This is a genomic window from Streptomyces sp. NPDC059906 (assembly GCF_042730645.1).
Lineage (GTDB): Bacteria > Actinomycetota > Actinomycetes > Streptomycetales > Streptomycetaceae > Streptomyces > Streptomyces rubrogriseus.
The window spans coordinates 210831-234685 of record NZ_JBHWKU010000011.1 but is presented as its reverse complement, the minus strand read 5'-3'; the positions used below and the strand labels follow the sequence as shown (position 1 = coordinate 234685).

The 23855-nt window shown below is 70.0% G+C and carries 22 protein-coding genes and 5 pseudogenes; 12 read left to right on the top strand and 15 right to left on the bottom strand.

Going from position 1 to position 23855, the window contains the following annotated elements; translation table 11 throughout:
* The first annotated feature begins 190 nt into the window (after positions 1-190).
* Entirely contained in the window at positions 191-421 is a 231-nt protein-coding gene (locus ACFV9J_RS19515; RefSeq protein ID WP_385355872.1) for an e9imm peptide, read from the top strand.
* Between the two features lie 91 nt (positions 422-512).
* Here the strand turns inward: ACFV9J_RS19515 and ACFV9J_RS19510 are convergent, their stop codons facing one another.
* The 3 genes and pseudogenes from ACFV9J_RS19510 to ACFV9J_RS19500 form a co-directional block, all read right to left on the bottom strand.
* On the bottom strand, positions 513-1622 hold the full coding sequence (locus ACFV9J_RS19510; RefSeq protein WP_385355870.1) for an IS110 family transposase: 1110 nt from the start codon (positions 1620-1622) through the stop codon (positions 513-515).
* A gap of 186 nt (positions 1623-1808) precedes the next feature.
* Positions 1809-2714, bottom strand: a pseudogene (locus ACFV9J_RS19505) (IS5 family transposase).
* A 69-nt stretch (positions 2715-2783) separates the two neighbouring features.
* Positions 2784-3161, bottom strand: coding sequence for an ArsR/SmtB family transcription factor (locus tag ACFV9J_RS19500; protein WP_385355869.1), 378 nt, complete (start codon positions 3159-3161; stop codon positions 2784-2786).
* Between the two features lie 111 nt (positions 3162-3272).
* Here ACFV9J_RS19500 and ACFV9J_RS19495 point away from each other — a divergent pair, with 111 nt between their 5' ends.
* Entirely contained in the window at positions 3273-4535 is a 1263-nt protein-coding gene (locus tag ACFV9J_RS19495) for an MFS transporter (RefSeq protein WP_385355868.1), read from the top strand.
* Between the two features lie 607 nt (positions 4536-5142).
* Here the strand turns inward: ACFV9J_RS19495 and ACFV9J_RS19490 are convergent.
* Positions 5143-5790 carry a ScbR family autoregulator-binding transcription factor gene (locus ACFV9J_RS19490; RefSeq protein WP_385355866.1) on the bottom strand — a complete coding sequence of 216 codons (648 nt, stop codon included), beginning with the start codon at positions 5788-5790 and terminating at the stop codon, positions 5143-5145.
* A gap of 179 nt (positions 5791-5969) precedes the next feature.
* On the opposite strand from ACFV9J_RS19490, the gene ACFV9J_RS19485 reads away from it, so the two are divergent.
* Positions 5970-6422: an AfsA-related hotdog domain-containing protein gene (locus tag ACFV9J_RS19485; RefSeq protein WP_385355865.1), complete on the top strand. Its 453-nt coding sequence runs from the start codon at positions 5970-5972 to the stop codon at positions 6420-6422.
* 57 nt (positions 6423-6479) lie between these two features.
* Positions 6480-7211, top strand: a complete 732-nt coding sequence (locus ACFV9J_RS19480; protein WP_385355864.1) for a class I SAM-dependent methyltransferase — start codon at positions 6480-6482, stop codon at positions 7209-7211.
* A gap of 41 nt (positions 7212-7252) precedes the next feature.
* Here ACFV9J_RS19480 and ACFV9J_RS19475 read toward each other — a convergent pair whose 3' ends face one another.
* Together ACFV9J_RS19475 and ACFV9J_RS19470 are read right to left on the bottom strand one after the other, a co-directional pair.
* Positions 7253-7780, bottom strand: a complete 528-nt coding sequence (locus tag ACFV9J_RS19475; RefSeq protein WP_385355896.1) for a transposase — start codon at positions 7778-7780, stop codon at positions 7253-7255.
* The gene (locus ACFV9J_RS19470) at positions 7777-8253 is read right to left on the bottom strand and encodes a winged helix-turn-helix domain-containing protein (protein WP_385355863.1); all 477 of its coding nucleotides are present in this window, start codon (positions 8251-8253) and stop codon (positions 7777-7779) included. Before ACFV9J_RS19470 ends, ACFV9J_RS19475 begins: the two co-directional genes overlap by 4 nt.
* Positions 8254-8477: 224 nt before the next feature.
* Here ACFV9J_RS19470 and ACFV9J_RS19465 point away from each other — a divergent pair, with 224 nt between their 5' ends.
* The gene (locus ACFV9J_RS19465) at positions 8478-9110 is read left to right on the top strand and encodes a DUF2461 family protein (protein WP_385355862.1); all 633 of its coding nucleotides are present in this window, start codon (positions 8478-8480) and stop codon (positions 9108-9110) included.
* Positions 9111-9933: 823 nt separating this feature from the next.
* Here ACFV9J_RS19465 and ACFV9J_RS19460 read toward each other — a convergent pair.
* A pseudogene (locus tag ACFV9J_RS19460) lies at positions 9934-10691 on the bottom strand (SDR family NAD(P)-dependent oxidoreductase).
* Between ACFV9J_RS19460 and ACFV9J_RS19455 the strand changes: the two are divergent.
* The gene (locus tag ACFV9J_RS19455; RefSeq protein WP_385355861.1) at positions 10609-11109 is read left to right on the top strand and encodes a TetR/AcrR family transcriptional regulator; all 501 of its coding nucleotides are present in this window, start codon (positions 10609-10611) and stop codon (positions 11107-11109) included. The pseudogene ACFV9J_RS19460 and the gene ACFV9J_RS19455 sit on opposite strands and share 83 nt — an antisense overlap.
* 145 nt (positions 11110-11254) lie before the next feature.
* Here ACFV9J_RS19455 and ACFV9J_RS19450 read toward each other — a convergent pair whose 3' ends face one another.
* The gene (locus ACFV9J_RS19450; protein ID WP_385355860.1) at positions 11255-13546 is read right to left on the bottom strand and encodes an MMPL family transporter; all 2292 of its coding nucleotides are present in this window, start codon (positions 13544-13546) and stop codon (positions 11255-11257) included.
* 242 nt (positions 13547-13788) lie between these two features.
* Here ACFV9J_RS19450 and ACFV9J_RS19445 point away from each other — a divergent pair, with 242 nt between their 5' ends.
* Together ACFV9J_RS19445 and ACFV9J_RS19440 are read left to right on the top strand one after the other, a co-directional pair.
* On the top strand, positions 13789-14526 hold the full coding sequence (locus ACFV9J_RS19445; protein WP_385355859.1) for a response regulator transcription factor: 738 nt from the start codon (positions 13789-13791) through the stop codon (positions 14524-14526).
* 62 nt (positions 14527-14588) lie between these two features.
* Positions 14589-15668, top strand: a complete 1080-nt coding sequence (locus ACFV9J_RS19440) for a sensor histidine kinase (protein WP_385355858.1) — start codon at positions 14589-14591, stop codon at positions 15666-15668.
* A 104-nt stretch (positions 15669-15772) separates the two neighbouring features.
* Here ACFV9J_RS19440 and ACFV9J_RS19435 read toward each other — a convergent pair.
* A pseudogene (locus ACFV9J_RS19435) lies at positions 15773-16566 on the bottom strand (helix-turn-helix transcriptional regulator).
* 136 nt (positions 16567-16702) lie between these two features.
* Between ACFV9J_RS19435 and ACFV9J_RS19430 the strand changes: the two are divergent.
* Together ACFV9J_RS19430 and ACFV9J_RS19425 are read left to right on the top strand one after the other, a co-directional pair.
* Positions 16703-17077, top strand: a pseudogene (locus tag ACFV9J_RS19430) (MFS transporter); the annotation flags it as partial.
* A gap of 37 nt (positions 17078-17114) precedes the next feature.
* Positions 17115-17363, top strand: a pseudogene (locus ACFV9J_RS19425) (MFS transporter); the annotation flags it as partial.
* Positions 17364-17663: 300 nt separating this feature from the next.
* On the opposite strand, the gene ACFV9J_RS19420 reads toward ACFV9J_RS19425, so the two are convergent.
* Positions 17664-18407 carry an SDR family oxidoreductase gene (locus ACFV9J_RS19420; RefSeq protein WP_385355857.1) on the bottom strand — a complete coding sequence of 248 codons (744 nt, stop codon included), beginning with the start codon at positions 18405-18407 and terminating at the stop codon, positions 17664-17666.
* Between the two features lie 156 nt (positions 18408-18563).
* On the opposite strand from ACFV9J_RS19420, the gene ACFV9J_RS19415 reads away from it, so the two are divergent.
* Complete coding sequence (locus ACFV9J_RS19415; RefSeq protein WP_385355856.1) at positions 18564-19490, top strand: LysR family transcriptional regulator; 927 nt, start codon at positions 18564-18566, stop codon at positions 19488-19490.
* A 3-nt stretch (positions 19491-19493) separates the two neighbouring features.
* On the opposite strand, the gene ACFV9J_RS19410 is transcribed toward ACFV9J_RS19415, so the two are convergent.
* On the bottom strand, positions 19494-20441 hold the full coding sequence (locus ACFV9J_RS19410; protein ID WP_385355855.1) for an SDR family NAD(P)-dependent oxidoreductase: 948 nt from the start codon (positions 20439-20441) through the stop codon (positions 19494-19496).
* Between the two features lie 48 nt (positions 20442-20489).
* On the opposite strand from ACFV9J_RS19410, the gene ACFV9J_RS19405 reads away from it, so the two are divergent.
* Positions 20490-21116 carry a TetR family transcriptional regulator gene (locus ACFV9J_RS19405; protein WP_385355895.1) on the top strand — a complete coding sequence of 209 codons (627 nt, stop codon included), beginning with the start codon at positions 20490-20492 and terminating at the stop codon, positions 21114-21116.
* Between the two features lie 310 nt (positions 21117-21426).
* On the opposite strand, the gene ACFV9J_RS19400 is transcribed toward ACFV9J_RS19405, so the two are convergent.
* From ACFV9J_RS19400 to ACFV9J_RS19385, 4 genes are all read right to left on the bottom strand, one after another.
* Positions 21427-21978, bottom strand: a complete 552-nt coding sequence (locus tag ACFV9J_RS19400; RefSeq protein ID WP_385355853.1) for a YciI family protein — start codon at positions 21976-21978, stop codon at positions 21427-21429.
* Positions 21979-22150: 172 nt separating this feature from the next.
* Positions 22151-22558 (bottom strand): hypothetical protein, encoded by a 408-nt coding sequence (locus tag ACFV9J_RS19395; protein ID WP_385355852.1) that lies wholly within the window; start codon positions 22556-22558, stop codon positions 22151-22153.
* Positions 22559-22645: 87 nt separating this feature from the next.
* On the bottom strand, positions 22646-22786 hold the full coding sequence (locus ACFV9J_RS19390; protein WP_385355851.1) for a hypothetical protein: 141 nt from the start codon (positions 22784-22786) through the stop codon (positions 22646-22648).
* Positions 22787-23054: 268 nt separating this feature from the next.
* Complete coding sequence (locus tag ACFV9J_RS19385; RefSeq protein ID WP_385355850.1) at positions 23055-23714, bottom strand: hypothetical protein; 660 nt, start codon at positions 23712-23714, stop codon at positions 23055-23057.
* Positions 23715-23855 lie beyond the last annotated feature (141 nt).

Below are 23855 nucleotides of genomic sequence, written 5' to 3'. Positions count from 1 at the left end.
TCCGCGATGATCGAGCGGGCAGCACGGCTGCCGTGCGTTGTCGGCGCCCTCCCAGGCGGTCGGGATGTGTGGCGTCACAGTCGACTCGCCTCAGCGTCGGTAGGTCAGACGGCCCCAGTGACGGGCGCGGCGTCTAGGAGCTGTCCGGGCGATCACGCGTCTCGTTAGGGTGAGTCGGCGGAGGGACGTGATGGGTGCTGTGGAGATGACTCGCGCGGAGGCGGTCACGCTCGTGCAGCGGATCATGGAAGCGGACTACGCCTCTGACGACGAGGTGGACGGCTGGTTGGACAGGCTCGACAGAGCCCTGGCATGTCCGTCCGGTTATGTCAGCGACTTGATCTTCTGGCCGCCGGAGCGGGAGCTTTCGGCTGATGAGGTAGTCGGTCAGGCCCTGGCGCACCGGCCGATCGCCTTGTGAGGTCGGGACTCAGCCCCGAAGCCAGATGAGTAGAGCCGCGGTGGTTGCGGTGCCGAGGAAGACGTAGCCGCGCCTGATGCCCCTATAGATGTCAAACAGCGACGGGGGTGGGTGCTGTCTGACCAGCGGGGGCGGGTGCCGGGACGATGAGCCGGTAGACCTCTCGTGCGGCATAGCGTTTGAGGCAGCGGATGATCTCGCGACGTGTCTTGCCCTGGGCAAGACGTCGTCGTAGATAGTCCTGTGACCGGTCCTCCCAGCGCAGACGGCTGAGGACGATCCGGTAGAGGGCGGCGTTCGCTTGGCGGTCGCCGCCGCGGTTCAGTCTGCGCCGTTGCGTCTTTCCAAAGGAGGCCTCGACCGGGCTGGTGCCGCATAGGGCAGCGAAGGACGCCTCGCTGGCAAGTCGCTCAGGGTTGTCGCCGACCGAGATGAGCAGGGCGGCGGCGCTGTCCGGGCCGACGCCACGGACCTCCAACAAGCCCGGCGCACTGAGTTCGACGGCCTCGGCTATCCGCTTGTTGAGGTCGTCGATCTCCTCGGTGAGGTGTCGGATGCGGCGGGCCAGCAGCCTCAAGGTGTGGCGGGCAGCCCCGGCCGGCCCGGAGGTGCGCTGAGCGTCCAGCCCGGCGCACCGCTTGAACAAGTGCGGGTTGCTCAGCCCCGCCATTGACTCGCGCAGCGCGGTGTCAGCCGAGACCAGGACGCTCTTGAGCTGGTTGACCGCCTGGGTTCTGGACTTGATCGCGGACCCTTTTGCCAGCTTGAACAGGCGGAGCATCTCCACTGGGCCGTCGCTCGTCTTCGCCGCGGCGGTGGCACGTCCGCTCAGCACGGCGCGGGCGGCGGCCTCGGCGTCGATGGCGTCGGTCTTGCCGTGGCGGCGTCGGGCGGCCTTGTCAGGCTGGTTGACCTCGGTCACATCGATGCCTTCGGCGCGCAGGTGCCGTGCCAGGGCGGCTCCGTAAGAGCCGGTGCATTCAACGCCAGGCGGTCGCAGCGCGCCGAAGGACCGTGCCCAGTCGACAAGTTGCCGGTAGCCGTCAGCGGTCGCGGGGAAGCTGCGGCCGTCCAGAACAGCGCCGAGCGTGGTAATGACGGCTGCGGCGTGGATGTCCTTGTGGGTGTCCACTCCGAGCAGAACGTCCTCAACGTCCGCCGGGACGTGACGTGGGGCATTGGGCTGCGTAATGCTTGTCAAGGTCGCCTCTCCTGATCACCTCGGGATCCGGTGGCCGTCGCCGGGCCGGTGGCGGTCAAGACTGTGACGGTGCCTGTCGCGAAGGCCCCTATCGGGACACGTCCCCCTGCCCGGCGGCAGCAAGTACCGCCCCGAACGGTGGCCGACAGATCAAACGCAAGGCATCAGGGCCAGTCGTAGCGCGAGTCAGGCCACCGCCCGAAGCGGCACCCGAACATCCTCACAGTCATAGCGGATGGCCACGGCCCGGGAGTTCTTGAGCCGGTTGATGGTCCGCTCGACTTCGTTGCGGCGTTTGTAGATCTCGCTGTCGAAGCCGGTGGGCCGGCCGCCCCCACTGCCGCGGCGTTTGCGGTTCGCCTGCTGGTCCTTCGGCTCGGGGATGGTGTGTTTGATCTGGCGTCTTCGCAGGTAGCGCCGGTTCCGGCGGGAGCTGTATCCCTTGTCGGCCGCCCAGGTGGTCCGGCCGGGTGCGGGGCCGTCCCGAACCGACGCGCGGAACCCGGATCTTGGCCAACACTGCTTGGAACTGGGTGCAGTCCGCCCGCTGTCCGCCAGTGACAATCAAAGACAGCGGGCGGCAGCCACCTTCACCCGCGAGGTGAATCTTGCAGGTCAGGCCGCCCCGAGAGCGGCCCAGGCCCTCGCCTCCTGCACCACCTCCACCAGCCGGGTGAGCAGGCTTTGCCACGGTGTTTCGCCCTGATGTTCTGCCGCTTCGGCCCCCTTTGAAGCGGCTGCCGGCGGCGGGTCGGTCCGGGCACCGGCCGCGTGCTGATGGGCGCGCACGATGGTGGAGTCCACCGAGACGTCCCAGTCGATCTCGCCCGCGATGTCGGCAGCGGCCTGGACCTGCTGCAGCAGACGCTCCCACGTGCCGTCGGCCGACCACAGCCGGTGGCGTTCATAGACGGTCTTCCAGGGGCCGAAACGCTCTGGAAGATCCCGCCATTGCACCCCGGTCCGCACCCGGTGCAGAATCCCGTCGATCACCTGTCGGTGATCCCGCCACCGGCCACAACGTCCATTACTCACCGGCAGGAACGGCCGCAGCCGTTCCCACTCCGCATCCGTCAGATCGCCCCGCCCCATGCCCGCAACAACGACCCAGGCACAGAGCGGTCACATGATCGCCCGGACAGAACCTAGGGGGCACCGCCGTCACGCCTGCGAGGTCCAGGCCGCCACCAGGTCGAGGAGGCCGGGGAACCGGGCGTTGAGGTCGTCGACCCGGACCTGGCTTCGGCGCTCGAGCCCGTACTGACGCTGACGGGTGACCCCCGCCTGGCGCAGCGCCTTGAAGTGGTGGGTGAGCGACGACTTGGGGCGGTCGAAGCCGAACCAGCCGCAGGAGTGGTCGAAGTTCTCGGACTCCAGGAGGAGTCTGCGGACGATCGTCAACCGCAGGGGGTCGCTGAGCGCGCCGAGCACAGTCTCCAGGCGTAGCTCGTCCACCCCCGGCTCCGGCAGGGGTTCCGGCAGGTCGGGCGGCTCGGGGAACACCTTGACAGCGGGCGCGGCGGCCGTGGTCGCGGGCATAGGCAACTCCTCATAACGGCATTCCTATGTACGACTTCGATCGTACTGCATGCTAAGTTCGACTCTACTCGTACTGCTGGATGCCGGCAGGGAAGATCGGGAGGAACAGTCATGTCCGAGACCCGGACCGCAACCACCCAGGCCATCGGCGGGAGACGACGTACAGACAGCGCGGACACCGACGGGCACTCCGCCGCGCCGCTGTGGTGGGTGTGGCTGGCCGCATGGCCGGTAACGGCCGTGTTCGTGCTCTCCAACGCGGCGACGCCGCTCTACGTGATGTGGCAACGCGACATCGGCTTCTCCAAGGGCACCCTGACCGTGGTGTTCGCCTTCTACATCGTCGGCCTCATCGGCTCGCTGCTGGTCTCCGGCGTGGTCTCCGACCGGGTCGGCCGCAAGCCCGTCCTGCTGCCCGCCCTGGCGCTCGCTCTCGCCGCGTGCGCGGTCTTCGCGACCGCCACCAGTGTCGCCGCGCTGATCGTGGCCCGGCTGTTCACCGGGATCGCAGTCGGCGCCGTCGTGTCGGCCGGCATGGCCGCCGTTACGGACGTCGCCGGGCCCGAGCGCAAACGGATCGCCGCCCTACTCGCCTCCTGCGCGATGGTCTTCGGCGCGGGGCTCGGCCCGCTGCTCGCCGGCGTGCTCTCCGAGACGGTGCCCGGACCGACCGTCACCGTCTTCGTCGTCGAGGCCGCGCTCCTGATCACCGCGGTGCTCTGCGTGTTGCGGATGCCGGTGCGCCGTCCCGAGGAGCGCGCCAAGGGCGCCTGGGTGCGGGTGCCGGGCGTGCCGCAGGGCAACGGACGACAACTCGCCCTTGGCATCGCGGTGTTCGCGCCCGGCATCACCGCCACGTCCTTCGTGCTCTCGCTCGGCCCCTCGCTGCTGTCCGGCCTGCTCGACACCACCAACCGGATCGTCGCCGGCGCCATGGCGTTCGTGATGTTCCTCGCCGCCACCGGGGTGCAGTTCGCCGTCCAGCGGCTGCGCCGCCGCACCATCCTCACGGCCGGCGCGGTGAGCACCACGCTCAGCATGATCACGCTGGTGATCGCCGTGCACACCTCGGCGGTGGCGGTGCTCATCCTCTCCGCCCTGCTGGCCGGAGCCGGCCAGGGCATGGGCCAGCTCGGCGGCCTGTCACTGCTCAACTCCAGCATCCCGCCGCAGCGCCTGGCCGAGGCCAACGCCGCGCTGAACGTGGGCGGATACATCCCGGCCGGTGTGCTGCCCGTGTCCGCCGGCTACCTCAGCGACGCCGTGGGCCTGACCAACGGCGCCACGATCTTCGGCGCGGTCCTGATGGGCGTCGCCGTGATCGGCGGGCTGGTCGTCCTGGCCACCAAGCGTCAGGTGACGGACCCCGCCTGACCGGGGCCCGCCCGACGGGACCGACGGGGTCGGCCTGCTCCTGGGGAGCGGCGCACCGCTGGACGGCGGCGGTGCACCGCTCCCCAGGCACACGCCGGCCACGGCCCCCCACATTTCGACCGCCCGGGCCGGCACACCTGCCGACCCGCGGCGCACAGCACCCGGCCCGTTCTCGCCCCGGGCCGGGCCGTCCCGTTTCGCTCGCCGGACGAGCCCTCTTTGGGGCCAGCCGCCCCGGGCCCCGCACAGAGAGCGCCACGGCCGCGGGTCGCACACGCCGGCCGATCCACATCTCTCGTCAGACACCCTGTACCCGCGCGGCCGACCCGGGCAGTTTCGCAAGCGCCGACCGCCCGGGAACCCGTGCCCGTCGCGCCGGACCATGGATCGGACGCGTCAGCCGACCCCCGTGTCGGGCACCCCGCACTCGCCCCGGGCACCGCGCACACGCGCCGGGCCGAGCCCCGCGAGCGCCCGCCCACCCGGAACCCAGCGCCGGACCACGCCCCGCTGCCGGGGAGAGACGTCCCGGATCACCCCTCGCGAGCGCCGGGCGTCCCGGACGGACCCACCCAGGTGTCGACCGGCCCCGCGCCCCGCCACCGCCTCAGTCGGCCCGGATCGACCGGAAGAGCAGGCCGCTCAGGTCCCGCCAGCGTTCCACCACGTCCGCGCGTCCGCTGAGGACGTCGGAGACGTGCTGGGAGCCGAAGAACGCGGAGACCAACGAGCGCGCTGCCCGGCCCGGTTCGACCCCGGCACGCAGCTCGCCGGCATCCTGGGCGGAGGTGAGCAGGGACTCCAGCAGGGAGACCCAGTCGACGTAGGGGGTGGGCAACTCGGCGTCGATCTGCGGGCGTTCCAGCTGCAACCTGGCCCCAGCCTGCACGATCACGTCGTCCTGGAACGCGGTGGCCGCGCACTCGAGCATGCGCGCGGCGGTGTCCAGCGGTCCCCGGCCCTCCCCGGTGACCTCGTCGAGTATTTTCGGCCAACGCTCGTAGTGCTCCTCCACGATCGCCACGGCCAGGGCTTCCTTGGTCGGGTAGTGGAAGTACACGGCGCCCTTGGTCATCCCGACCCGGTCCGCCACGTCCTTGACCGACGTTTGACGGAAGCCGCGCTCGGTGAACAACTCCGCGGCCCCGATCAGGACTCGCAGACGTGTGCGGGTAGAGCGCTCCTGTTTGGGATCGGACCCCCTTCTGACCGAGGGTTTCGGCTGGGCGAACACGGCGGTTTGCGGCTCTGGCATGAGCTACGGTCCTCTGTCCTTCGGCATGCTCGCGCATGCGGCGTGCGGCTCTGTGCGGTGACGAAAAATGATCCCCCAATATACCTTCCCGAAGGTATATTTCTTCGGGGGTCGCCACGTGCTGCGTCGGGACGATACCGGCGCCTCGGAGTCACGGCGACCAGGGGAGGAATCTACGCGTGTACGTCATACCTGAGCTTGAGATGCGCGCCGACCGACCGGGGCCTGAGCTCCACTGGGGAAGGCTGGACTTCGACCACCGCGTTCCGCGTGAGTCCGTCCACAAGGCGGCCGAGGCCGAAGTGTTCCTGACGGACGCCGAGCGGCTCGGCGACGAACGCTTCGCGGTCGCTGCCGCATGGCGCCGGGACCACTACCTCGGCCACGAGGACGGCCCGGCGGCCGACCCGGTCCTGCTCGCGGAGACCGCGCGGCAGACCGCAATCCACCTGCCACACCGTTTCCTCGATGTCCCGCACCGGATGCCGTTCGTACTGAGCACCCTCACCGTCGACCTGACCGGGGCCCTGCCGCCACTGGGCCCGGGACACCTCTCCCTCGGACTCGACGTCGTCTGCCGCCCGCCCGCCGAGGGCGCGCGGCGCCTGCGCCTGGAACGTTGTCGAGTGTGATTGGGGTGTATGGCTGTGGCCGGTTACGGGGCCCTCGCAGAGGTTTATGAGTGGCTGATGCCCGAAGGGAAGCTGACTCCCGCAGGCTCTGTTGCTGCGTTCGGTGACGTGGTCAAACGGCTTCCCCCGAAAGCGCGTGTTCTCGACTGCGCGTGTGGCACCGGGCAACTCGCGGTGGGTCTGGCTGCGCTCGGCCTGGACGTGACGGCGACAGACGCGAGCGCTGCGATGGTGCGCCGGACCCATCAACTCGCAGAGCAACACGGTGTCCCGCTACGCACGTTGCGCGTCAGCTGGGACGAGCTGTCCGGCCGTCTCGACGGGTCCCCGCCATACGATGTGGTCTTCTGCGTGGGCAACTCGCTCGCCCATGCCGAGGGTGCCTCTGCTCGGTTCGATGTACTCACCGCCATGTCGCGGCTCTTGAGCCGCGACGGACGCCTCGTCCTCACATCCCGCACCTGGGAGCTCGTACGAGCGCGTGGATCTCGTCTGGACGTGGGGCATCGACTCGTCCGGCGTCAAGGACGCGACGCGGTCGTCGTCTACAACTGGCAGATCGAGCAGCGCTGGGACGAAGAGCACCGTCTGGAGATTGCCGTGGCGCAGGTGATGGCGGACGGGTCGGTACTGACAAGTTCCGAAAGGCTGTCGTGCTGGCCGTTCCGGCAGGAGGAACTCGTCTCGCAGCTGCATGCAGTCGGACTCGGGGTGGAGTCCAACACCTTCGACCCGGACGCAGAAAACTACACTGTGGTCGCCGTGAGGGGGGAACATGCCCAAAACTGACCAAAGAGACAAGCCTAACTGACCTTGAATGCGTGATGTCGTCATGGTGGCTGGCGTCGAAGACCGGTGCCGGTGAGGCAGCCGTCGAGGATGTCGTGGCGGTACTGGAGCTGGCGCAGGCCGCGCCGGACGGCGGTGATCAGGCCGTCGGGGTTGGCGAAGGCGCGGTTGGCTGTGGTGGTGCGTCGCAGGACGGACCAGATGCCTTCGACCGGGTTGAGGTCGGGTGCGTAGGGCGGTAGTTGGTAGACACTGAGCCAGTCGCGGTCGGCGATGTAACGGCGCATTCCGGCCGTCAGGTGGGTGTTGAGATTGTCCCAGACCAGCACGATCGGGCCGCCAAGCTGCTGGTGGGCAGTCTGGATCAGGTCGCGGTAGTCCTTCCAGGAGAAGCTTTTGCGCCCATCGGGCCGGGCGTCTGGGCAGGGCCGGTAGATCAGCCGCGAGGGTTCGCCGGTCTTGTAGCAGGCCAGGGCGGCCACCGATAAGCGGCGGCGGGAACGGCCCCGCACGCGGGTCACCGGGGTGTGGCCGCGGCGGGACCAGGTGCGGGTGGTCGGCGGCGTCATCGAGAATCCGGCCTCGTCCTCGAAGACGAGCCAGGCGTCGAGCGCCGCCACGGTCCTTCCACGTTCGGCCAGGTCTCCTTCACCCAGCCGGCCACCAGGTTCTCGTCCCGCTCGATCGCCCGCCGGGCGGGGACCTGGCAGCTCCAGCCGTGCCGCTTGAGCAGGGCGGCCACCCCTTGTACGGTGTAGCTCTTGTGGAAGCGGCGCCCGATCAGCGTCTTGATCCGCGACGGGGTCCAGGTCTGGTCCGGCCAGCCGTGTGCCACCGGTCCCTTGGCCAGCTCCCGCTCGAGCACGGCGAACAGTTCGTCACTGAGCAGCGGCAGCGATGCCGGGCCCTTGGAAGCCAGGGCCCGGGGCCCGTTCTGCGACCAGGCTCTGCGCCACCGCTGAACCGATCGGACGCTGACCCGCAGGTCGTGAGCAATGACCGGGTTCCCGTCGCCCTGCCGGAGCCGCTCGGCCGCCTCCATCCTCAACTGCTCGCGGAAGACACGCCGTTCGTCGGTCAGTCCGCCCCTTGCGCATACCTCATGCGGTCGGCATACCGCAGGGATCACGAGACGTTAGCCCCTACGACACCACGCTTTGAAGGTCAGTAGTCCAGGGAAGCGACCAGGCCGAAGCTGATGGCGCCGGGCCAGAAGGTGCGGGGCACGACGAACCGCACGGATCGTGGGTGGGCTATCCTCCGCGCATGCATGGACAGTTCACCGGCTGGCCGGAGCAGGCCATGGACGTGTTGTGGCAGCTCCAGGGTGAACCGACCCACGCGATCCGGGAACGCCACCGCGAGGACCGCGAACGTCTGGTCCGGCAGCCAATGATCGCCCTGCTCAACGAGGTCGCGGACACCGACCCCCGGTACGAGGACTTCTCCGTCTGGCACTACCGCACCAACTCCTGGTGGTGGCAGCACCAGGGCGCGGTGATCCGCCTCGGTCGCAAGATCGAGATCGGTCTCCGGTTCGCTCTGGACGGCCTGCGGATCCAAGGCGCCTGGTGGTACCCCGATCCCGGCCAGGTGGACATGTTCCGCAAAGCCGTGGCCTCCGAGGGGAGCGGGCGCGAACTGTCCGCCATCGTCGAGGACGTACGGAACAAGGGCTACGACATCCACGGGGACGTGATGAAACGCCCCCCGCGCGGCTATCCGACGGACCACTCCCGTACGGACCTGCTGCGCCACCGTTCGCTGATCGCCGCCCGGCCCCTCGGCTGCGAGGAGTGGCTGCACACTCCCGAGGCGGTCGAACGGGTCCTCTCGGCCGCCGCCGACCTGGACGCCCTCCTGATGTGGCTGGTCCGCCACGTGAAGCGCGCCGCCTGACATCACCTCGGCCAGGGGACGGCGCGGTCGAGGGCGAGCAACAGGCCGCGGACGACCGAGTGGCGTGTCACGCGCGTCGCGCGCGCCTGGGACACGCTGATGACCTCTCTGGGCTACGAGCGGTACGGCGCGCGGGGCGACGACTGGGGTTCGCGGTGTCGGAGGGCTGGGCGAGGTCAACCCCCGGCGGGTGGCCGCCGCGCACCTGAACCTGGGGTCCGTTGAGGCGGGCACCTTCGACGCCCGACACCCGCGGAGCGGGCGAACCGGGCGGCAGAGGAGGAGATGCGGCGCACAGGCCGGGGATACTCGGCGATCCAGGCGACGAGGCCGCAGGCCCTCGGCTACGGCCTCACCGACTCCTCCGCGGGTCCGGCCGCCTGGACCGCCGAGAAGTACTGAGCGTGGACCGACCACGGCGGCCGGGTCGAGGAGGCGGTGTCCCGGCAGCAGATCCTCGACGAGATCTCCGTCTACTGGTTCACCTCGTCGGCCACGTCGTCGGCCCGGCTGTACTGGGGGAGCTTCGCCCGCTTCCGAGAGACGGTCACGGCGCCGTCGGGGCTGTCTGTCTACCCGCGCGACATCACCCGCCCGTCACGGCGCGAGGCCGAGCAGCGATTCACCGACCTGCGCTGGTACGAGGAGATGCCGCACGGCGGCCACTCGCCGCGCTGGAGCAACCGGAGTCGCTGGTCGGGCAAGTGCGCGGCTTCTTCCGGCTCTTCCGCTGACCGACCACGGCGCGACGGTACCCCGCGGACCCGGGGCGCCAGGCCTGGTGGAGATGTTCCACGGTCGGAGCCGAGTGTGGAACCGACCGTCAGGGGCGGGCGTGTACGCCGATACCACCGGAGACCATGAGGTTGTCGCCGGTGATGTAGCCGGCGGCGTCCGAGGCGAGGAAGGCCACGGCTTCGGCGATGTCGGCCGAAGCACCGACGCGGTCCAGCGGGAAGTCCTTGGCCCAGGAGTCGATCATTTCCCTGGAGACGCCCATCTTGCTGTAGGCGGGAGTGTCGATGAGCCCTGGGCTGACGGCGTTGACGCGGATGCGGCGCGGGGCGAGCTCGAGCGCGAGGGACCGTACGAGGGGCAGCAGTGCTCCCTTGGCGGCTGTCACGGCGGCTCCGACGCCTTCTCCGGCGCCCACGGTGATCACGACCGAGCCGCACTGGTTGAGGAGCGGGAGCGCCCTTTGCAGGGTGAGGAAGGTGCCCTTGACATTGGTGTCGAACAGAGCATCGAAGGTGTCTTCGTCGGCCGACTCCATCGGGCCGGGCGGCCGCGGGAGATGCCCGCATTGAGGAAGAGCAGGTCGAGCGAGCCGAGGTGCCGACGCGCGTGGTCCATCGCGTCGTCGATGTCCTGGAGGGACCGCGCATCGGCCCGGACGATGACGACGTCTTCGGGAAGCTCGGCGCCGGTGACGTTGTCCACGCCGGTGACGATGACTCGGTAGCCGCGGGAGTGGAGCAGTTCAGCGGTCGCCTTGCCGATGCCGCTGATTCCGCCGGTGATCAAAGCTGCGGGTGCAGACGTGAAGCAGGAAGCCGAGACAGCGACGCGCGTGCCGCCCACGCTGTGGGACCGGACGCGCCGGCTGGCCTCCCAGGAGATCCTCGAGACAGCTCATCGCCTGTTCACCGAGCAGGGCTACGACGAGACGACGATCGCTCAGATCGCCCGAGAGGCCGGCGTCTCCCAGCGCACCCTGTTCCGCTACTTCGGCTCCAAGGAAGACCTTCTCGGGGGCGACCAGGAGAGGTTCGGGCACGTCCTGGCAGACACCATCCGTGAGCAGCCCGCCGAAGCCGGTGTCTGGGAAGTCCTGCGCGCGGGGATCGCCGCCGTACTGTCCCTGCACGACGACAGCGAGCAGGCCCTGCAGCGGTTCCGCCTTCTGCACAACACCGCCTCGCTGCGCGCCGGCTGGCTCGAGAAGCGGCTGCGTTTTCAGGAAGAGCTGCTGCCGCTCGTCGAGGCACGGCGCCTTTGACCACAACCTGAGCGGTAGGTGCTCAGGCCATCCTGTCCGCCGCGCGGCAACGGCAACCCCGACGACTGGACCGGGCCCTCTCCCCGCCGGGAGGCCCGCTCGGGGACACTGGCCGCGCTGACGTGGCTCGGGTACAGATGCGGCATCAGCGCGGCACGGTGTGCTCCGGTCTCCCGGGCCGTGCTACCGGTCGTACGGGGCGGGCAGGGTGGGCACGGTCTGCGGAGTGGGGTGGGGCAGGGGCCTGGGGGTTGGTGGCGTGGCGCGTGAGCTGTTCGCCTTCTACGTCGACGTGGGGCAGGGCGCGTTGGAGGAAGCGCGGGAGCCACCATGCTTTGTGGCCGAGCAGGGCCATGACGGCCGGTACAAGGGTCATGCGCACGATGAAGGCGTCCACGAGGACGCCGACGGCCAGAGCCAGGCCCATGCCCTTGACGACCTGCATGTCCGCGAGGATGAAGCCGCCGAAGACGACGATCATGATGAGTCCGGCGGCGGTGACGACCTTGGCGCTGTGGCCGAAGCCGCGGATGACCGCTTCGGTGGGGGGTTTGCCACGGGTGTACTCCTCGCGCATGCGGGAGACGAGGAAGACTTCGTAGTCCATGGCGAGGCCGAACAGGATGCCCACGAGCAGCATGGGCAGGAAGCTCAGGACGGGCCCGGTGTCCGCGATGCCGAGAGGACCGGCCAGCCAGCCCCACTGGAAGACCGCCACCAGGACGCCCAGGGAGGCCCCGAGGGAGAGCAGGAAGCCGAGTGCGGCCTTCAGCGGTACGGCGACGGCCCGGAAGACGACGGTGAGCAGCAACAGGGCCAGGCCCATCACCAGCAGGCAGTAGACGGGCAGGGCGGCGGAGAGCTTGTCGGCCACGTCGATGTTGACCGCGGTGTTGCCGGTGACGTTCAGCTGGGTGCCCGTTTGCCGCTCGATGCCGTCGCGCGCGCTGCGGATCTCGGACAGGACGGTGGCGGTGGCCTGCGTATCGGGGCCGGAGGAAGGGGTGACCTGGATCAGAACGGAGTTGCCCGAGTCTGAGGCGACGGGCGAGGAGACGGAGGCGACGCCGGGGAGGCTTTTGATCCGGTCGGCTGTCTGCTGTGCGGCGGCGGTCGTGGTGGTCTTGTCGGGTCCCTGGGCCAGGACGACCAGGGGGCCGCTGTGACCGGGACCGAAGCTGTCGTCGATCAGTTGCTGGGCGCGGCCGGCGGAGCTGTGCGGGTCAGGGCCGCCGCCGAGCCCGAGTTGCAGATCGGTGACCGGGACGCTGAGGAAGCCCAGGCCCAGGGCACAAAGGATCAGCACCCGCCAGGGCCGACGGGTGGTCGCCGTGGCCCAGCGGCGGGCCGCGGGGGTCCGCCGGGGATCGGCCCGACGCCGTTCGGCGCGTGCGGCGGAGCGGGCCAGCGCCGGAACGCGGCTGGAGGTGATGCGCTGTCCCATGAAGCCCAGGAGGGCGGGTAGCAGGGTGGTGGCGATCAGGACGGACACGACGACGGTGACGGCGGCGCCCAGGCCCATGACGGTGAGGAAGGGGATGTTCACCACGGCGAGGGCGGCCAGGGCGATGACGACGGTGGCTCCGGCGAAGACCACCGCGCCGCCGGCGGTGCCGGTGGCGAGGGCGGCCGACTCCTGCGGATCCATCCCCTGACGGACCTGGGTCTGGTGACGGGAGACGATGAACAGGGCGTAGTCGATGCCCACGGCCAGGCCCAGCATCACCGACAGGGTGATGGAGGTGCTGTCCATGGTGATCACGCTGGTCGTGGCGAGGAGGGACAGCACACCGATGGCCACGCCGACCAGGGCCGTCGCGATCGGGATGAGGGCGGTGCGCAGGGACCGGAAGACGAGGATGAGAACGGCCAGGGCGATCAGAACGCCGACGATCTCCGTCGGACCCATGATCGCGGTCGAGGGGGAGAAGGCGTCCCCGCCGGTCTCGACGGCGAGTCCCGCGGTGCGGGCCCGCTGCGCCGCGTCCTCCAGGGTGAGCAAGGTCGTATCAGGGATGTCGTCGGCCTTTTCGGCGTCGAAGACGATCTCGGTGATGCCGGTGCGGCCGTCGGAGGAGACGGTGCCGCTCTGGGCGGCGGGGCCGGTCACCGAGACCACGCCGGGGGTGCCGTCGGCCGTTTCGGACAGGTCGGCGACCGCCTGCGCGGGGACAGCATCGGTGATCTTCTGTCCGGCGGGCGCCTGTATGACGATCTTGCCGGTGACATGCGACTCGTCGGTCGAGGGGAACTCCTCCTCCATGACGTCGAGGGCGCGTTGGGCTTCGGTGCCCGGGATGGTGGTGGCGGAGGTGAACGGCTTCATCACGCTCAGCGCGGTGATCGCCACCACCGCGAGCAGACCGAGCCAGGCGGCGAGGACGGCCCTTCGGTGCCGGAAGCACCCACGGCCGAGCCGGTAGAGCAATGTGGACACGCAAAAGCCCCCAGATGATGTGCTGACGAGGAGAAGGACGAGGAGGCCCGGTCGGCTCATCCCCTGAACCGACCGGGCGAGGCCCGCTACGAGGCGTCACTCACGCTAGAACGGCGGTTCGGGCGACAGCGCCGGATCGGCGCCCGGACTGCCCTCTTCCCATGAAACTCACATGGAAGACGGTGCGGAGATCGGACACGATCGAAGAGAACACCGATGCTCAGCAGGAAGCGAAGCCCCCGATGCCAGGCGATGCCACAGCACACACCGGCGCCGGCCGTGCTCCCGGCCCGGCAGTCGAAGGAAAGCTGCTCGTGGTCGATGACGAACCGGCGATCCTCGACACGCTCAGCCGGTTCCTGCGCTTCGTCGGCTACGACGTGCGCACCGCGGCGACCGCTCACGAAGCACTCGCCGCCGCGCGGGGCTTCCTCCCCGAGCTGATCCTGCTGGATGTGATGCTGCCCGACGGAGACGGCTTCGAGGTCATGCACCGTCTGCGCCAGGACGGACTGCCGCATGCCGTGGTCTTCCTCACCGCCCGTGACACACGCAAGGATCTGGTCCACGGACTGACAGCGGGAGGCGACGACTACATCACCAAGCCCTTCGGTCTGGACGAGGTCGCCGCCCGTGTCCAAGCCGTGCTGCGCCGCACCCGCCCCCGGGCCGGCACCGATCCGGTCCTGCGCGTCGCGGACCTGGAACTCGACGCCGCGACCTACACCGTCCGCCGGGCGGGCAGCGTCGTCGACCTGTCACCGACGGAGTTCCGCTTGCTGCGCTACCTCATGCTGCACCGCGGGCGCGTCGTCCCCCGCGCTCAGTTGCTCGACCACGTGTGGTCCTACGACTTCAACGGCGACGACACCGTCGTCGCCACGTACGTGAGCTACCTGCGCCGCAAGATCGACAGCCTCGGCCCCGCCCTGATCCACACTCAGCGCGGCGTCGGCTACAGCATCCGGGAACCCCGATGACTCCTGCGGCCCGTCCCTCCCGTACTCCCCCTCACAGGGGGATCGCGCGCCTGCGTGCCGCTGTGGCCGCGGGGCGGGGCAGGCGGCTTCTACGGCAGCGGCCGCTGCGGACCCGGATCGGCGCGCTCGTCACGGCCCTGTGCGCACTCGCCCTCGCCGCCACCGCCCTGGCCTGGCTCGCTACGGCCAACGGGGTCGTCATCGTGGCGACCGAACTGACCGGCCTGTCCATGGTGGCCGTGGTCAGCACCTTGGCGGTCCGGCGGGCGCTGCTGCCTCTGGAGCACGCCGCCGATACCGCGGACACCATCGCCTCCGGCGATCTCACCCGCCGGATCACCGCGGCCGACACCGCCCCCGCCACCGAGGTCGGCCGTCTCGCCCACGCGCTGAACGCCATGCTCGACCAGATCCAAAGCGCCATGGCCGCACGCGAGGCATCCGAAGAACGCATGCGCCGCTTCGTCGCGGACGCCTCCCACGAACTGCGCACCCCGCTGCAGGCCCTGCGCGGCTACACCGAGCTCTACCGGCACGGCGCACTGCCCGACAAGGCCTCCGTCGACGACGCCGTCGACCGCATGCACGGGGAGGTACGGCGCATGGGCAAACTCGTCGAAGCCCTGCTGATGCTCGCCCGCCTCGACGAGGAAGGCGAAGCGCCCCTGGGCCCCGTCAACCTCAGTCGCATCGTCACCGACTCCGTCCGCGACGCCGCGGCCGTCGAACCCGGCCGCTCCTACACCCTGCACATCCAAGACGGCGTCACCGTCCTCGGCGACGAGGCGCAACTGCGCAGCCTGCTCGCCAATCTGCTGAGCAACGTCCGCATGCACACACCGCCCGCCGCACCCTGCACCGTCGAACTGCGCGCCGGAGACAGCCAGGTCACCCTCGCCGTCCAGGACCACGGACCCGGCATCCCCGCCCACGCCGTCGGCCATGTCTTCGACCGCTTCTACCGCGCCGACGAGGGCCGCAGCCGCACCCACGGCGGCACCGGCCTCGGCCTGGCCATCACCGCCGCCATCGTCGAACACCACCACGCCTGCATCGATCTCGACAGCCGGCTGGACCACGGCACGCGCATCAGCGTCGCCTTCCCCGAGCAGCCCGAAGCCGATCACGGCTCCGCGACCTGACCGCGCCCGTGCGCCGGTTCCCGGCCGCTCCCGGCGATGCCTCGTACGTATCCGCCGTACGGGGTCCACCGCGCAGTTGACCATGGCAGCTCCGTGCCGTGTGCTCAGCCGGTGTCCCGGGTGCGCCCGGTCGGTGCCTCGGGCCGGGGGACTGTCCAGCTGGCGAGGAGTCTGAAGTGTTCTTCGGATCGGGTGCCGGGTTCGGCGGTGTAGATGGTCAGGTCGTGCCTCGCCCGGTCGGACAAGGGCAGGTCGAGTGATTGGTAGGTCAGCTCCAGGTCGCCCGCCTCGGGGTGGCGCAGCCGCTTGACGCCGTCGTGGCGGATACGGACGTCGTGGGCGGCCCACTGCTTGCGGAACTCGGGGCTGAGTGTGGAGAGTTCACCGATGAGTTCCCGCAGGGCACGGTCGACTCGCTGGTCGTGGCGCTGTCGAACATCGGCGCGTGGACGGCCCGTGCGAGTGTGTTGTGGGCGATGACGTCCATGCGGCCGTTGCGTACGAAGGCGGAGGACATCGTCATGGAGTCCAGTAGCCACTGAACGCGGGGCGGGACGGGGACGTCCTTGCGTCGTGCGGGGGTGCGGCCTGCGGGCTGGGCGGCGCGGGCCAGGTAGAAGAGGTAGGTGCGTTCGTCCTCGTCGAGCTTCAGGGCTTCGGCGACGGCGGCGAGAACGTCTTCGGAGACACCGCCGATATAGCCCCTTTCCAGCCGGATGTACCACTCGGTACTGACGCCGGCGAGGACGGCGACCTCTTCACGGCGCAGGCCCGGGACGCGGCGTCGGCCGCTGGTGGGCCGGCCGGCCTGTTCGGGGGCGATCCTGGCACGTCGGCCGGCGAGGAAATCCCGGATGTCGGCGCGGTTGTCGGCGCTGTCGCCGGGGGATCGGTCCATGCCTTCAACGGTAGCGACCGGGCGGCTGTGAGGGAGGGAGAGTCTGTCCCCCGTATAGGCCCTGCCTTCCTCACACGCGACGAGGGCGTTTTCGTGGAGTGGCAAGACAGATCGCGAGCCCCGTTGAAGGAGGAAGATGAGCACGCGAGGAGGTGTCCTCGACGCTGCCACGGAGGTGGGTGCCCAAGTGGGCGGGCGGGAGGCTGCTCGGCTTCCGGTCGTCGTCCATGTGCTGGCGCTGGGCACGTTCCTGATGGGAACGACCGAATTCGTCGTGGCGGGCCTTCTGCCGGAGATGGCGGTCGACCTCCACGTCGGCGTGGCCCGCGCCGGACTGCTGATCACCGTCTTCGCGGTCGGCATGATCATCGGGGCGCCGCTGATGGCCATGCTGACGCTGCGCCTGCCCGGGCGACTGACCCTGATGCCGGCCCTGGCGGTGTTCGCTCTCGGTCATGTGGTTGTCGCTCTAGGTTCCGGTTTCGCGCTGCTGCTGGGGGCGCGGTTTCTGACGGCGGTGGCGACCGGGGCGTTCTGCGCGGTGGCCAATGTGGTGGCCGCCCGGGTCGCCGGGTCCGCCGCCGGTTTCCCGGGCCCTGGGGGCCGTGGGGTCCGGCGCGATGCTGGCCAACGTGGTCGGTGTCCCGCTCGGCGCGTTCGCCGGGCAGGCCATGGGCTGGCGCGGTCCGTTCCGGGCTCTCGCCGTCCTGGGCGCGGGCTGCGTCGTCTTCATCGCCCGGCATGTCCCACCGGACGGGCCGAGCCGGCAGACGGTGTCGATCCGCTCCGAACTGACCGCGGTACGCTCCGGCCGGCTCTGGCTGGTCCTGGTCGGGTTCGGCGTCGGCGCCCTGGCGGGCTTCCTGGTCAGAGCAGCACCCGACGATTCCGCCGGGCCGTCCACGATGGAGGGCCCGGCGGATGGAGTGAGGGGGCGGGCTCGGCACGTGGTGAGAAGGTCACGGGTCAGCGCGCCCGAGAGGACGGGGTGTCGGCCTGGGCGTGGGCGCTCAGGAAAGCGAGTAGGCCGCTACTGGGGCCACTTGCGCCGATGGCGCGTACACGCGTGGACGCTTTCTCGCTTCCCGGCGCTGGGCTCAGAGCTGGGAGCCGCCGCCGTCCACGGCGAGTTCCGCGCCGGTGGTGTAGGTGGCGTCGAAGGCCAGGAAGACCACCGCCTGGGCGACTTCGGTGGGGTTTCCCATGCGCAGCATGGGGTTGTCGGCCGCCATCTGTGCCTTGGTCTGTTCGGCCGCCTCCCGGGGCATCGACTTCTCCAGGATCCCGGAGTCGATCGGGCCGGGACTGACCGCGTTGACCCGGATCTTCCGGGTGAGCAGTTCCCGCGCCAGGCTGCGGGTCATCGAGCGGACCGCCGCTTTGCCCGCCGCGTACGCGCTGAGCATCGGGAGTCCCAGCACGTTCGCCACGGATGTGGTGAGCACGACACCGCTGCCTTCCGCCAGTAGCGGAGCGAGCTTCTGCACCGTGAAGTAGGGGCCCTTGGCGTTGATGGCCAGCAGTTGATCGAAGAGCGCCTCGCTGGTGGTCTCGAACGGCGCGAAGCCGTTGACGCCGGCGTTGGCGAACAGGGCGTCGACCGTGCCGAACTCGGTCTTCACCCGGTCGGCCAGGACCTCGATGTCGGGCAGCGAGGCGGCATCGCTGCGGACCGCGATCGCCCTCTCGCCGAGCCGGTCGCGGGCGGCGTCCAGAGTGGTCTGGTTCCGCCCGGTGATCAGCACGTGTGCCCCCTCGTCCACGAGCAGTTGCGCGGTGGCCAGTCCGAAACCGCTGCTGCCTCCGGTGATCACCACACGCTTGCCTGCGTACTTGTCCATTTCGGACACACTCCATCTGTTGCAACGGTGATTGGCTTTCGTCCGAGCGGTCGAACCTCGCTGGACTGGTTCGAGTCAACAACCGTCCGAATCAGGTGTCCAAGACCCGTTCTGCACCCCGTCATGCAGAATCTGCATGACGGGTAGGCTGTCGGTATGTCCGACGAAGTCCTGCCCTCGATCGTGCGCAACCCTGGCCCTGACCTGGATCTGAGACTGGTGCGGTACTTCGCGGTCGTCGCCGAGCATCTGAACTTCGCGCGGGCGGCCGCCGCGCTCCACGTTGCCCAGCCCTCCCTGAGCCGCCAGATCCAGCGACTCGAAGACGCTCTCGGTGTGCGCCTGCTGGAGCGCACAACTCAGGGCAGTCGCCTCACCGCCGCCGGCGCGGCCTTCCTCCCGCAGGCCCAGACCCTCCTGCACACGGCGCACCGGGCAGTGCTCAGCGCACGCGCCGCCGCGCCGCCCCGTACGGTCACCATCGGCTACGTGGAGGACCTCGTCATCACCCCCGCAGTGCGGGACCTGCGCCGCCGTCACCCCGACGCCCACGTCCGCACCCTTCACCTGGACTGGGACGAAGCCCGCGCCCTGCCCGAGGGGCGGGTCGACGCGCTCGTCCTGCGCACGCCGCTGCCGATCCCGGGCGACGGCCTGGACGTGACCGTCCTCTACGACGAGCCCCGGGCGCTGCTCGTGCCCGCCTTCCACCGTCTCGCCCGCAAGAAGTCGGTCACCCCGGACGACTTCACCGACGAGCCCCTCGTCGCCTGCGCCGGTATGGCGGCGCTGTGGACCGGGTTCTGGCGGCTCGACCCGCGTCCGGACGGCAGCTCGGCTCCGCTCGGTCCGATGCTCGTCGACACCTTCGAGGACAAGCTGGAAGTCGTCGCCGACGGCCGGGCCATCGCCCTCGTGCCGGCCGACGACCGGCGCTGCACACTCCGCGACGACCTCTCCACCGTCCCCGTCGAGGGAGTGGAGCCCTGCCAGGTGGTGGTCGCCACTCGACTCGCGGACGCCAACCCGCTCGTCGCCCACTTCCGTGAATCCGCGCACGACCTTCTCGTGCGCGAAGCCTGACGTTCACACCGCGGCGGCCGGTCCGGAGGGACGCGGGCTCTCCTCGGACTGAGCGATGGGGAACTTCACCCCGGTGAGGTCTTCGGAAGCGGCCCAGAGCCGCTGCTGGACGGCTGCCTCGTACGACTCCGCACTGGAGGTGACCGGCTGCGGGTGGCCCTTGACCTCGTAGCGTCCGCCGGGGCCGTAGTACTGCCCGCCGAGCGTGGCGGGGTCGGTGGCGGCGCGCAGGGTCGGCAGCGCGCCCATCGCCGGTGTCTGGGTGATCAGCGGCGCGAGCCAGGTGAGCGGGAGCCTGAGGGCCGCGGGGGTGTTGCGGGCCAGCTCGGTGCTCGACATTCCGGGGTGTGCGGCCACCGCGACGATCGTGCCACGCGTGGCGAGCCGGCGCTGCAGCTCGTAGGTGAACATGAGGTTGGCCAGCTTGGACTGACCATAGGCGGCGACGCGGCTGTATGAGTGCTCCCATTGCAGGTCGTCGAAGTGGATCGTGGCTCGGATGCGGTGGCCGGTGCTGCTGACCGTCACCACGCGCGAGCCGGGCACCGGCAGCATCAGGTCCAGCAGCAGCCCGGTGAGCGCGAAGTGGCCCAGGTGGTTGGTGCCGAACTGCGACTCGAAACCGTCCTGGGTGACCTGCTTGGGGGTGTACATCACGCCGGCGTTGTTGATCAACAGGTCGAGCCGGTCGAGTCGGGACCGCAGCGCCGCCGCGGCGCTGCGGACGGAGTCGAGCGAGGTCAGGTCGAGCGCTTGTACGGTCACGTCGCCGGTCATGCGGGCCGCGGCCTGTTCACCCTTCTCGATACTGCGCACGGCGAGCACCACGGAGGCCCCGCGCTCGGCGAGCGCCTTGGCGGTCTCGTAGCCCAGTCCGGTGTTGGCCCCGGTCACCAGGGCCACGCGCCCGCGTTGGTCCGGGATGTTTGCCGTCGTCCATTTTTCACTCATGCCGGGCTCCCATTGATTACGTACCGGAGGTATCTTGCATAGCGGGAGATCCGCCGACGCGCGATCCTCGACGCGGCCTCGGCGATGCTCGACGAGATGCCTGTGGCCGCGGTCACCTTGAACGAGCTCAGCCGCCGGGTGGGGCTGGCGAAGCCGAACGTGCTCCGCTACTTCGAGTCTCGTGAGGCGGTGCTGCTGGAGCTGCTGGACCGCTTCCTGCAGGAGTGGCTGACGGATCTGGCAGGCGAGTTGGCAGCGGGGGGCGACGAGAACCTTCCCATGGCCGAGCGGGCGACAGCGGTGGCCGAGGTTCTCAGCCGGTCGCTCTCCGACCGAGTGGTGCTGTGCGACCTCTTCGGCGCACAGGGCGGCGTCCTGGAACACAACGTCTCCGTCGAGGTCGTAGCCCGCTACAAGCGCGCCTCCCTGGACCGCCTCACCACCATGACCGGCCTGATCCGGAAGCACCTGCCCGAGCTGGGCGAGAACGCCACGCTGTTCAGCCTGCAAACCATGGTCATGGCCGGCGCGCTGTCGGCATACAGCACACCCCCACCCAGCCTGCAGGCGGCTTACGAGGCCGAGCCCGACCTGGCCCGCTTCCACCTGGAGCTCAAGGACTCCTTGAAGCCGGCCCTGACCGCGACCCTCCTGGGCGTACTCCCCCGCCACTGACCTCCGCGCAGCGGGCACGGACAGCGCACTTCGCCCAGTTCGGAGATCGGGCAGAAGGCCCTCAACGTCCAGGTCTGCACGCCCGGGTCGATCGTGACCATCCTCGGCACCTGGCCGCGCAGCTCGGCCGGGCAGTAGCCCGTGCCGCATCCCAACAGACCGGTGTAGCCGTGGCGGGCGAGGTCGAGGGTGTGGCCCCACCGAGCAATGCAGCGCGCCGGGGCCGGGGTTCAGGCGGCGCGTGTGGCAGGTGGCATCGGCGGAGCCCCGCGCTTCCGGGCCCGCCCGCAAGAGTTGGGAGAGGCATGATCTAGGACGGGCGCCCGCCGAACTGCCAGTTGTGCACCTCGATGTCGGCGTACCGGTCCGGGGTCAGGATGGCGCGTGCGGTGTCCGCGTCGGGCGCTCGGACCAGCGCCGCGGTGCCCAGCCAGGTCTCGCCGTTGTCGGACAGCAGCGGTCCGTAGGCGATCAGCTCGTTCCGGTCCTGCGGCACTTCGAGGTCGGCGGCCTGTCCGGTGCCGAGGCCGATCACCAGGTACCGGTTGCCGCCGGTCCGGCCGCCGGGGAGCTCCCACATGGTGCGTCCCAGCGTGTTGCGCCACCGTCGTAGCAGCACGTCCCGGTAGGCGCCGGCCTGGTAGTTCGGCTCGTCGAAGGCGAACGCGCGGGCGGCGGCGGGATCGGGCAGGTCGAGGATGTGCACGCTCCCGGTGAGTGTCTCGCCGTCGTCCGCGAGAGTCGGGCCCCGGGCGATCATCTCCTTCGCGTACTGGTCCATGTAGGACCAATGCGCTTCCCCCAGCTCGTAGCGCAGTGAGAGGGAGGCGGGCCGGTCGCGGTGGTAGCAGAGGAACTCCATGCCTAAAGATCTCTTCTGGAGGGGACCAGGTCGAGCGAATTTCATGGCTCACCGAGGAGTGGCCGGCCCTGCGTCGGCTCGTCCATGCGGCCGAGTAGGGACAGCCACCCCACGCCTGGCCTGCCCCTACGGGATGGCCGGGCAGGTGGCCACACACCTTCTCCCCGCTCGGTCAGACGGCAGGCTCAGGGAGGTGACCGAGGTACTTGATGACGCGCTGGCGCAGGAGGAGGTACTCCTCCCAGCGCCGGGGCAGAGGCCCCGGCGGGCGCTCGACGACCCGGGCTGCGGTGACGGTCTGGCCGTCCTTGAACTGCTCGCGCGTCAGGTCGAGTTCCACACCGCTGGGCAGCCGGTTCCACCAGTGGAAGCCCTGTTGTTCCCCGCCGCAGTGGACCTCCCCGACCATGAGGTCGCCACCCAAGATGTCGTTCACGATCAGAGCGGTGATGTCACAGTGGCCCCACGCAGGGTTGCCGGGCTCCCAGTTGCGGCGAGCGAGGTCGTCCGGAGAACAGGTGTCGGCGGCCCAACTGGCGCGCAGGCCTTTGTCGATGTCCAGCAGGTTCCAAGGGATCATCCCGCCAGCTTCGCAGCCGCCACTGACAGTGGCAGACCGCCGAGGAGCGCCTCGTCAGCTTTCGGGCCCGGACTGTTGGCAGCCGGATCAGGAGGGGCGGAGTGAGAGGTGGCTGCGTTCGCCGTTGTGGTCGAGGATGACCAGGATCCCGGCGGGGCCGTGGTCGCTGCGGAGGGCGTGCGGGGTCATCGTGGAGAACGAGGCGGCCTGGCCGGTCTCGACGCGCATGACGCGTTCGCCCAGGCATTCGTCTCGACCACGCCCAGGCGGGGCCGTCCGTGAACGCCTACGCCCAGGGGTTCCTGGCCAAGCTGCGCTCCCGGTAATCCGATCCGCGCCACTGACCATTGCCCCGCCCTGAGCAGTCGGACCCCGACACGCTCGCCCGTGCCGGGGTCCGACGCAGCGCACGCCCCGGCAGCCTGCCGGTACGGGGGCCGTCCTCCCGACCCCCGTGGCGGGAGGACGGCCCCGGCTCTTTCCGGTGGCCGCCCGGTCAGTACAGCTTGTTGACGGCCGTGCGCGTGGTCTTCTTGAAGGCGGCCACCGGCGCATCCTGGAAGTCGCCCATCTGTCCCCACTTCACGACGGTGACGGTCCTGCCGTCCCGCCCGACCGACAGCAGAGCGACGTCGGTGGCGCCCCAGGACGTCTCGGTGTGCAGGCCCCGGACGCGGGCGCCCTCCTCGACCGGCAGTGTGCCGTAGTTGCGGCCCTCGGCCTCGACGTCGGGCGAGGACTCCTCGATGCGCTCGGCGCAGGTGCGGATCAGGTCGTCGTAGTGCTGCGCCAGCGCCTTGGCCTGGGCGGATGTGCCCGCGACGACGGTCAACTGCACGGCGCCGGCGTCCAGGTCGGTCCAGAACCGGCGGTGCCGGTAGTCGTGGCCGGGCACGCCCTCCGTGCTCACGCACAGGCCGAGTTCGTCCGGGAAGCCGTCGGTGACCGGCCCGGCGGTCCAGGACGACGTCGGGTGCGGCGGCAGCTGGGACGCCGACAGGAACGCGGGCGTGGCGGCCAACGTGGGAGCAGCGGACAACGTGGGCGCGGCGTCCTTCGGAGTGGCGCCGGCGGCCGGTGCCGTCAGGACCGCGCCCGCCGCGAGGGCGGTGACGGTGAGTGCGCGGAGCGCGCTTGCTGGGAGGTGCAGGGACATGGGTGTTCCCCCCGTGGACGGAAGCATGGAACGTGAGTGCCGCAGGGATGCCTGCTGGGTCGGCCCCGGGCCTGGTCGGTGCGGCACCAAGAGCATCGACGGACACAGGGGGCGGGCGCAACAGCCGACGGCCCGTCCCGC

Excerpts from the sequence above, each read along its gene's own strand:
- ACFV9J_RS19490 (WP_385355866.1), bottom strand. The coding sequence starts at position 5,790 with ATGCCAGAGCCGCAAACCGCCGTGTTCGCCCAGCCGAAACCCTCGGTC.
- ACFV9J_RS19410 (WP_385355855.1), bottom strand. The coding sequence starts at position 20,441 with ATGAGTGAAAAATGGACGACGGCAAACATCCCGGACCAACGCGGGCGC.
- ACFV9J_RS19455 (WP_385355861.1), top strand. The coding sequence starts at position 10,609 with ATGCCGCTGATTCCGCCGGTGATCAAAGCTGCGGGTGCAGACGTGAAG.
- ACFV9J_RS19515 (WP_385355872.1), top strand. The coding sequence starts at position 191 with ATGGGTGCTGTGGAGATGACTCGCGCGGAGGCGGTCACGCTCGTGCAG.
- ACFV9J_RS19470 (WP_385355863.1), bottom strand. The coding sequence starts at position 8,253 with ATGGAGGCGGCCGAGCGGCTCCGGCAGGGCGACGGGAACCCGGTCATT.
- ACFV9J_RS19395 (WP_385355852.1), bottom strand. The coding sequence starts at position 22,558 with ATGATCCCTTGGAACCTGCTGGACATCGACAAAGGCCTGCGCGCCAGT.
- ACFV9J_RS19390 (WP_385355851.1), bottom strand. The coding sequence starts at position 22,786 with ATGCGCGTCGAGACCGGCCAGGCCGCCTCGTTCTCCACGATGACCCCG.
- ACFV9J_RS19420 (WP_385355857.1), bottom strand. The coding sequence starts at position 18,407 with ATGGACAAGTACGCAGGCAAGCGTGTGGTGATCACCGGAGGCAGCAGC.
- ACFV9J_RS19475 (WP_385355896.1), bottom strand. The coding sequence starts at position 7,780 with ATGACGCCGCCGACCACCCGCACCTGGTCCCGCCGCGGCCACACCCCG.
- ACFV9J_RS19465 (WP_385355862.1), top strand. The coding sequence starts at position 8,478 with ATGCATGGACAGTTCACCGGCTGGCCGGAGCAGGCCATGGACGTGTTG.
- ACFV9J_RS19385 (WP_385355850.1), bottom strand. The coding sequence starts at position 23,714 with ATGTCCCTGCACCTCCCAGCAAGCGCGCTCCGCGCACTCACCGTCACC.
- ACFV9J_RS19495 (WP_385355868.1), top strand. The coding sequence starts at position 3,273 with ATGTCCGAGACCCGGACCGCAACCACCCAGGCCATCGGCGGGAGACGA.
- ACFV9J_RS19445 (WP_385355859.1), top strand. The coding sequence starts at position 13,789 with ATGCCAGGCGATGCCACAGCACACACCGGCGCCGGCCGTGCTCCCGGC.
- ACFV9J_RS19500 (WP_385355869.1), bottom strand. The coding sequence starts at position 3,161 with ATGCCCGCGACCACGGCCGCCGCGCCCGCTGTCAAGGTGTTCCCCGAG.
- ACFV9J_RS19400 (WP_385355853.1), bottom strand. The coding sequence starts at position 21,978 with ATGGAGTTCCTCTGCTACCACCGCGACCGGCCCGCCTCCCTCTCACTG.
- ACFV9J_RS19480 (WP_385355864.1), top strand. The coding sequence starts at position 6,480 with ATGCCCGAAGGGAAGCTGACTCCCGCAGGCTCTGTTGCTGCGTTCGGT.
- ACFV9J_RS19415 (WP_385355856.1), top strand. The coding sequence starts at position 18,564 with ATGTCCGACGAAGTCCTGCCCTCGATCGTGCGCAACCCTGGCCCTGAC.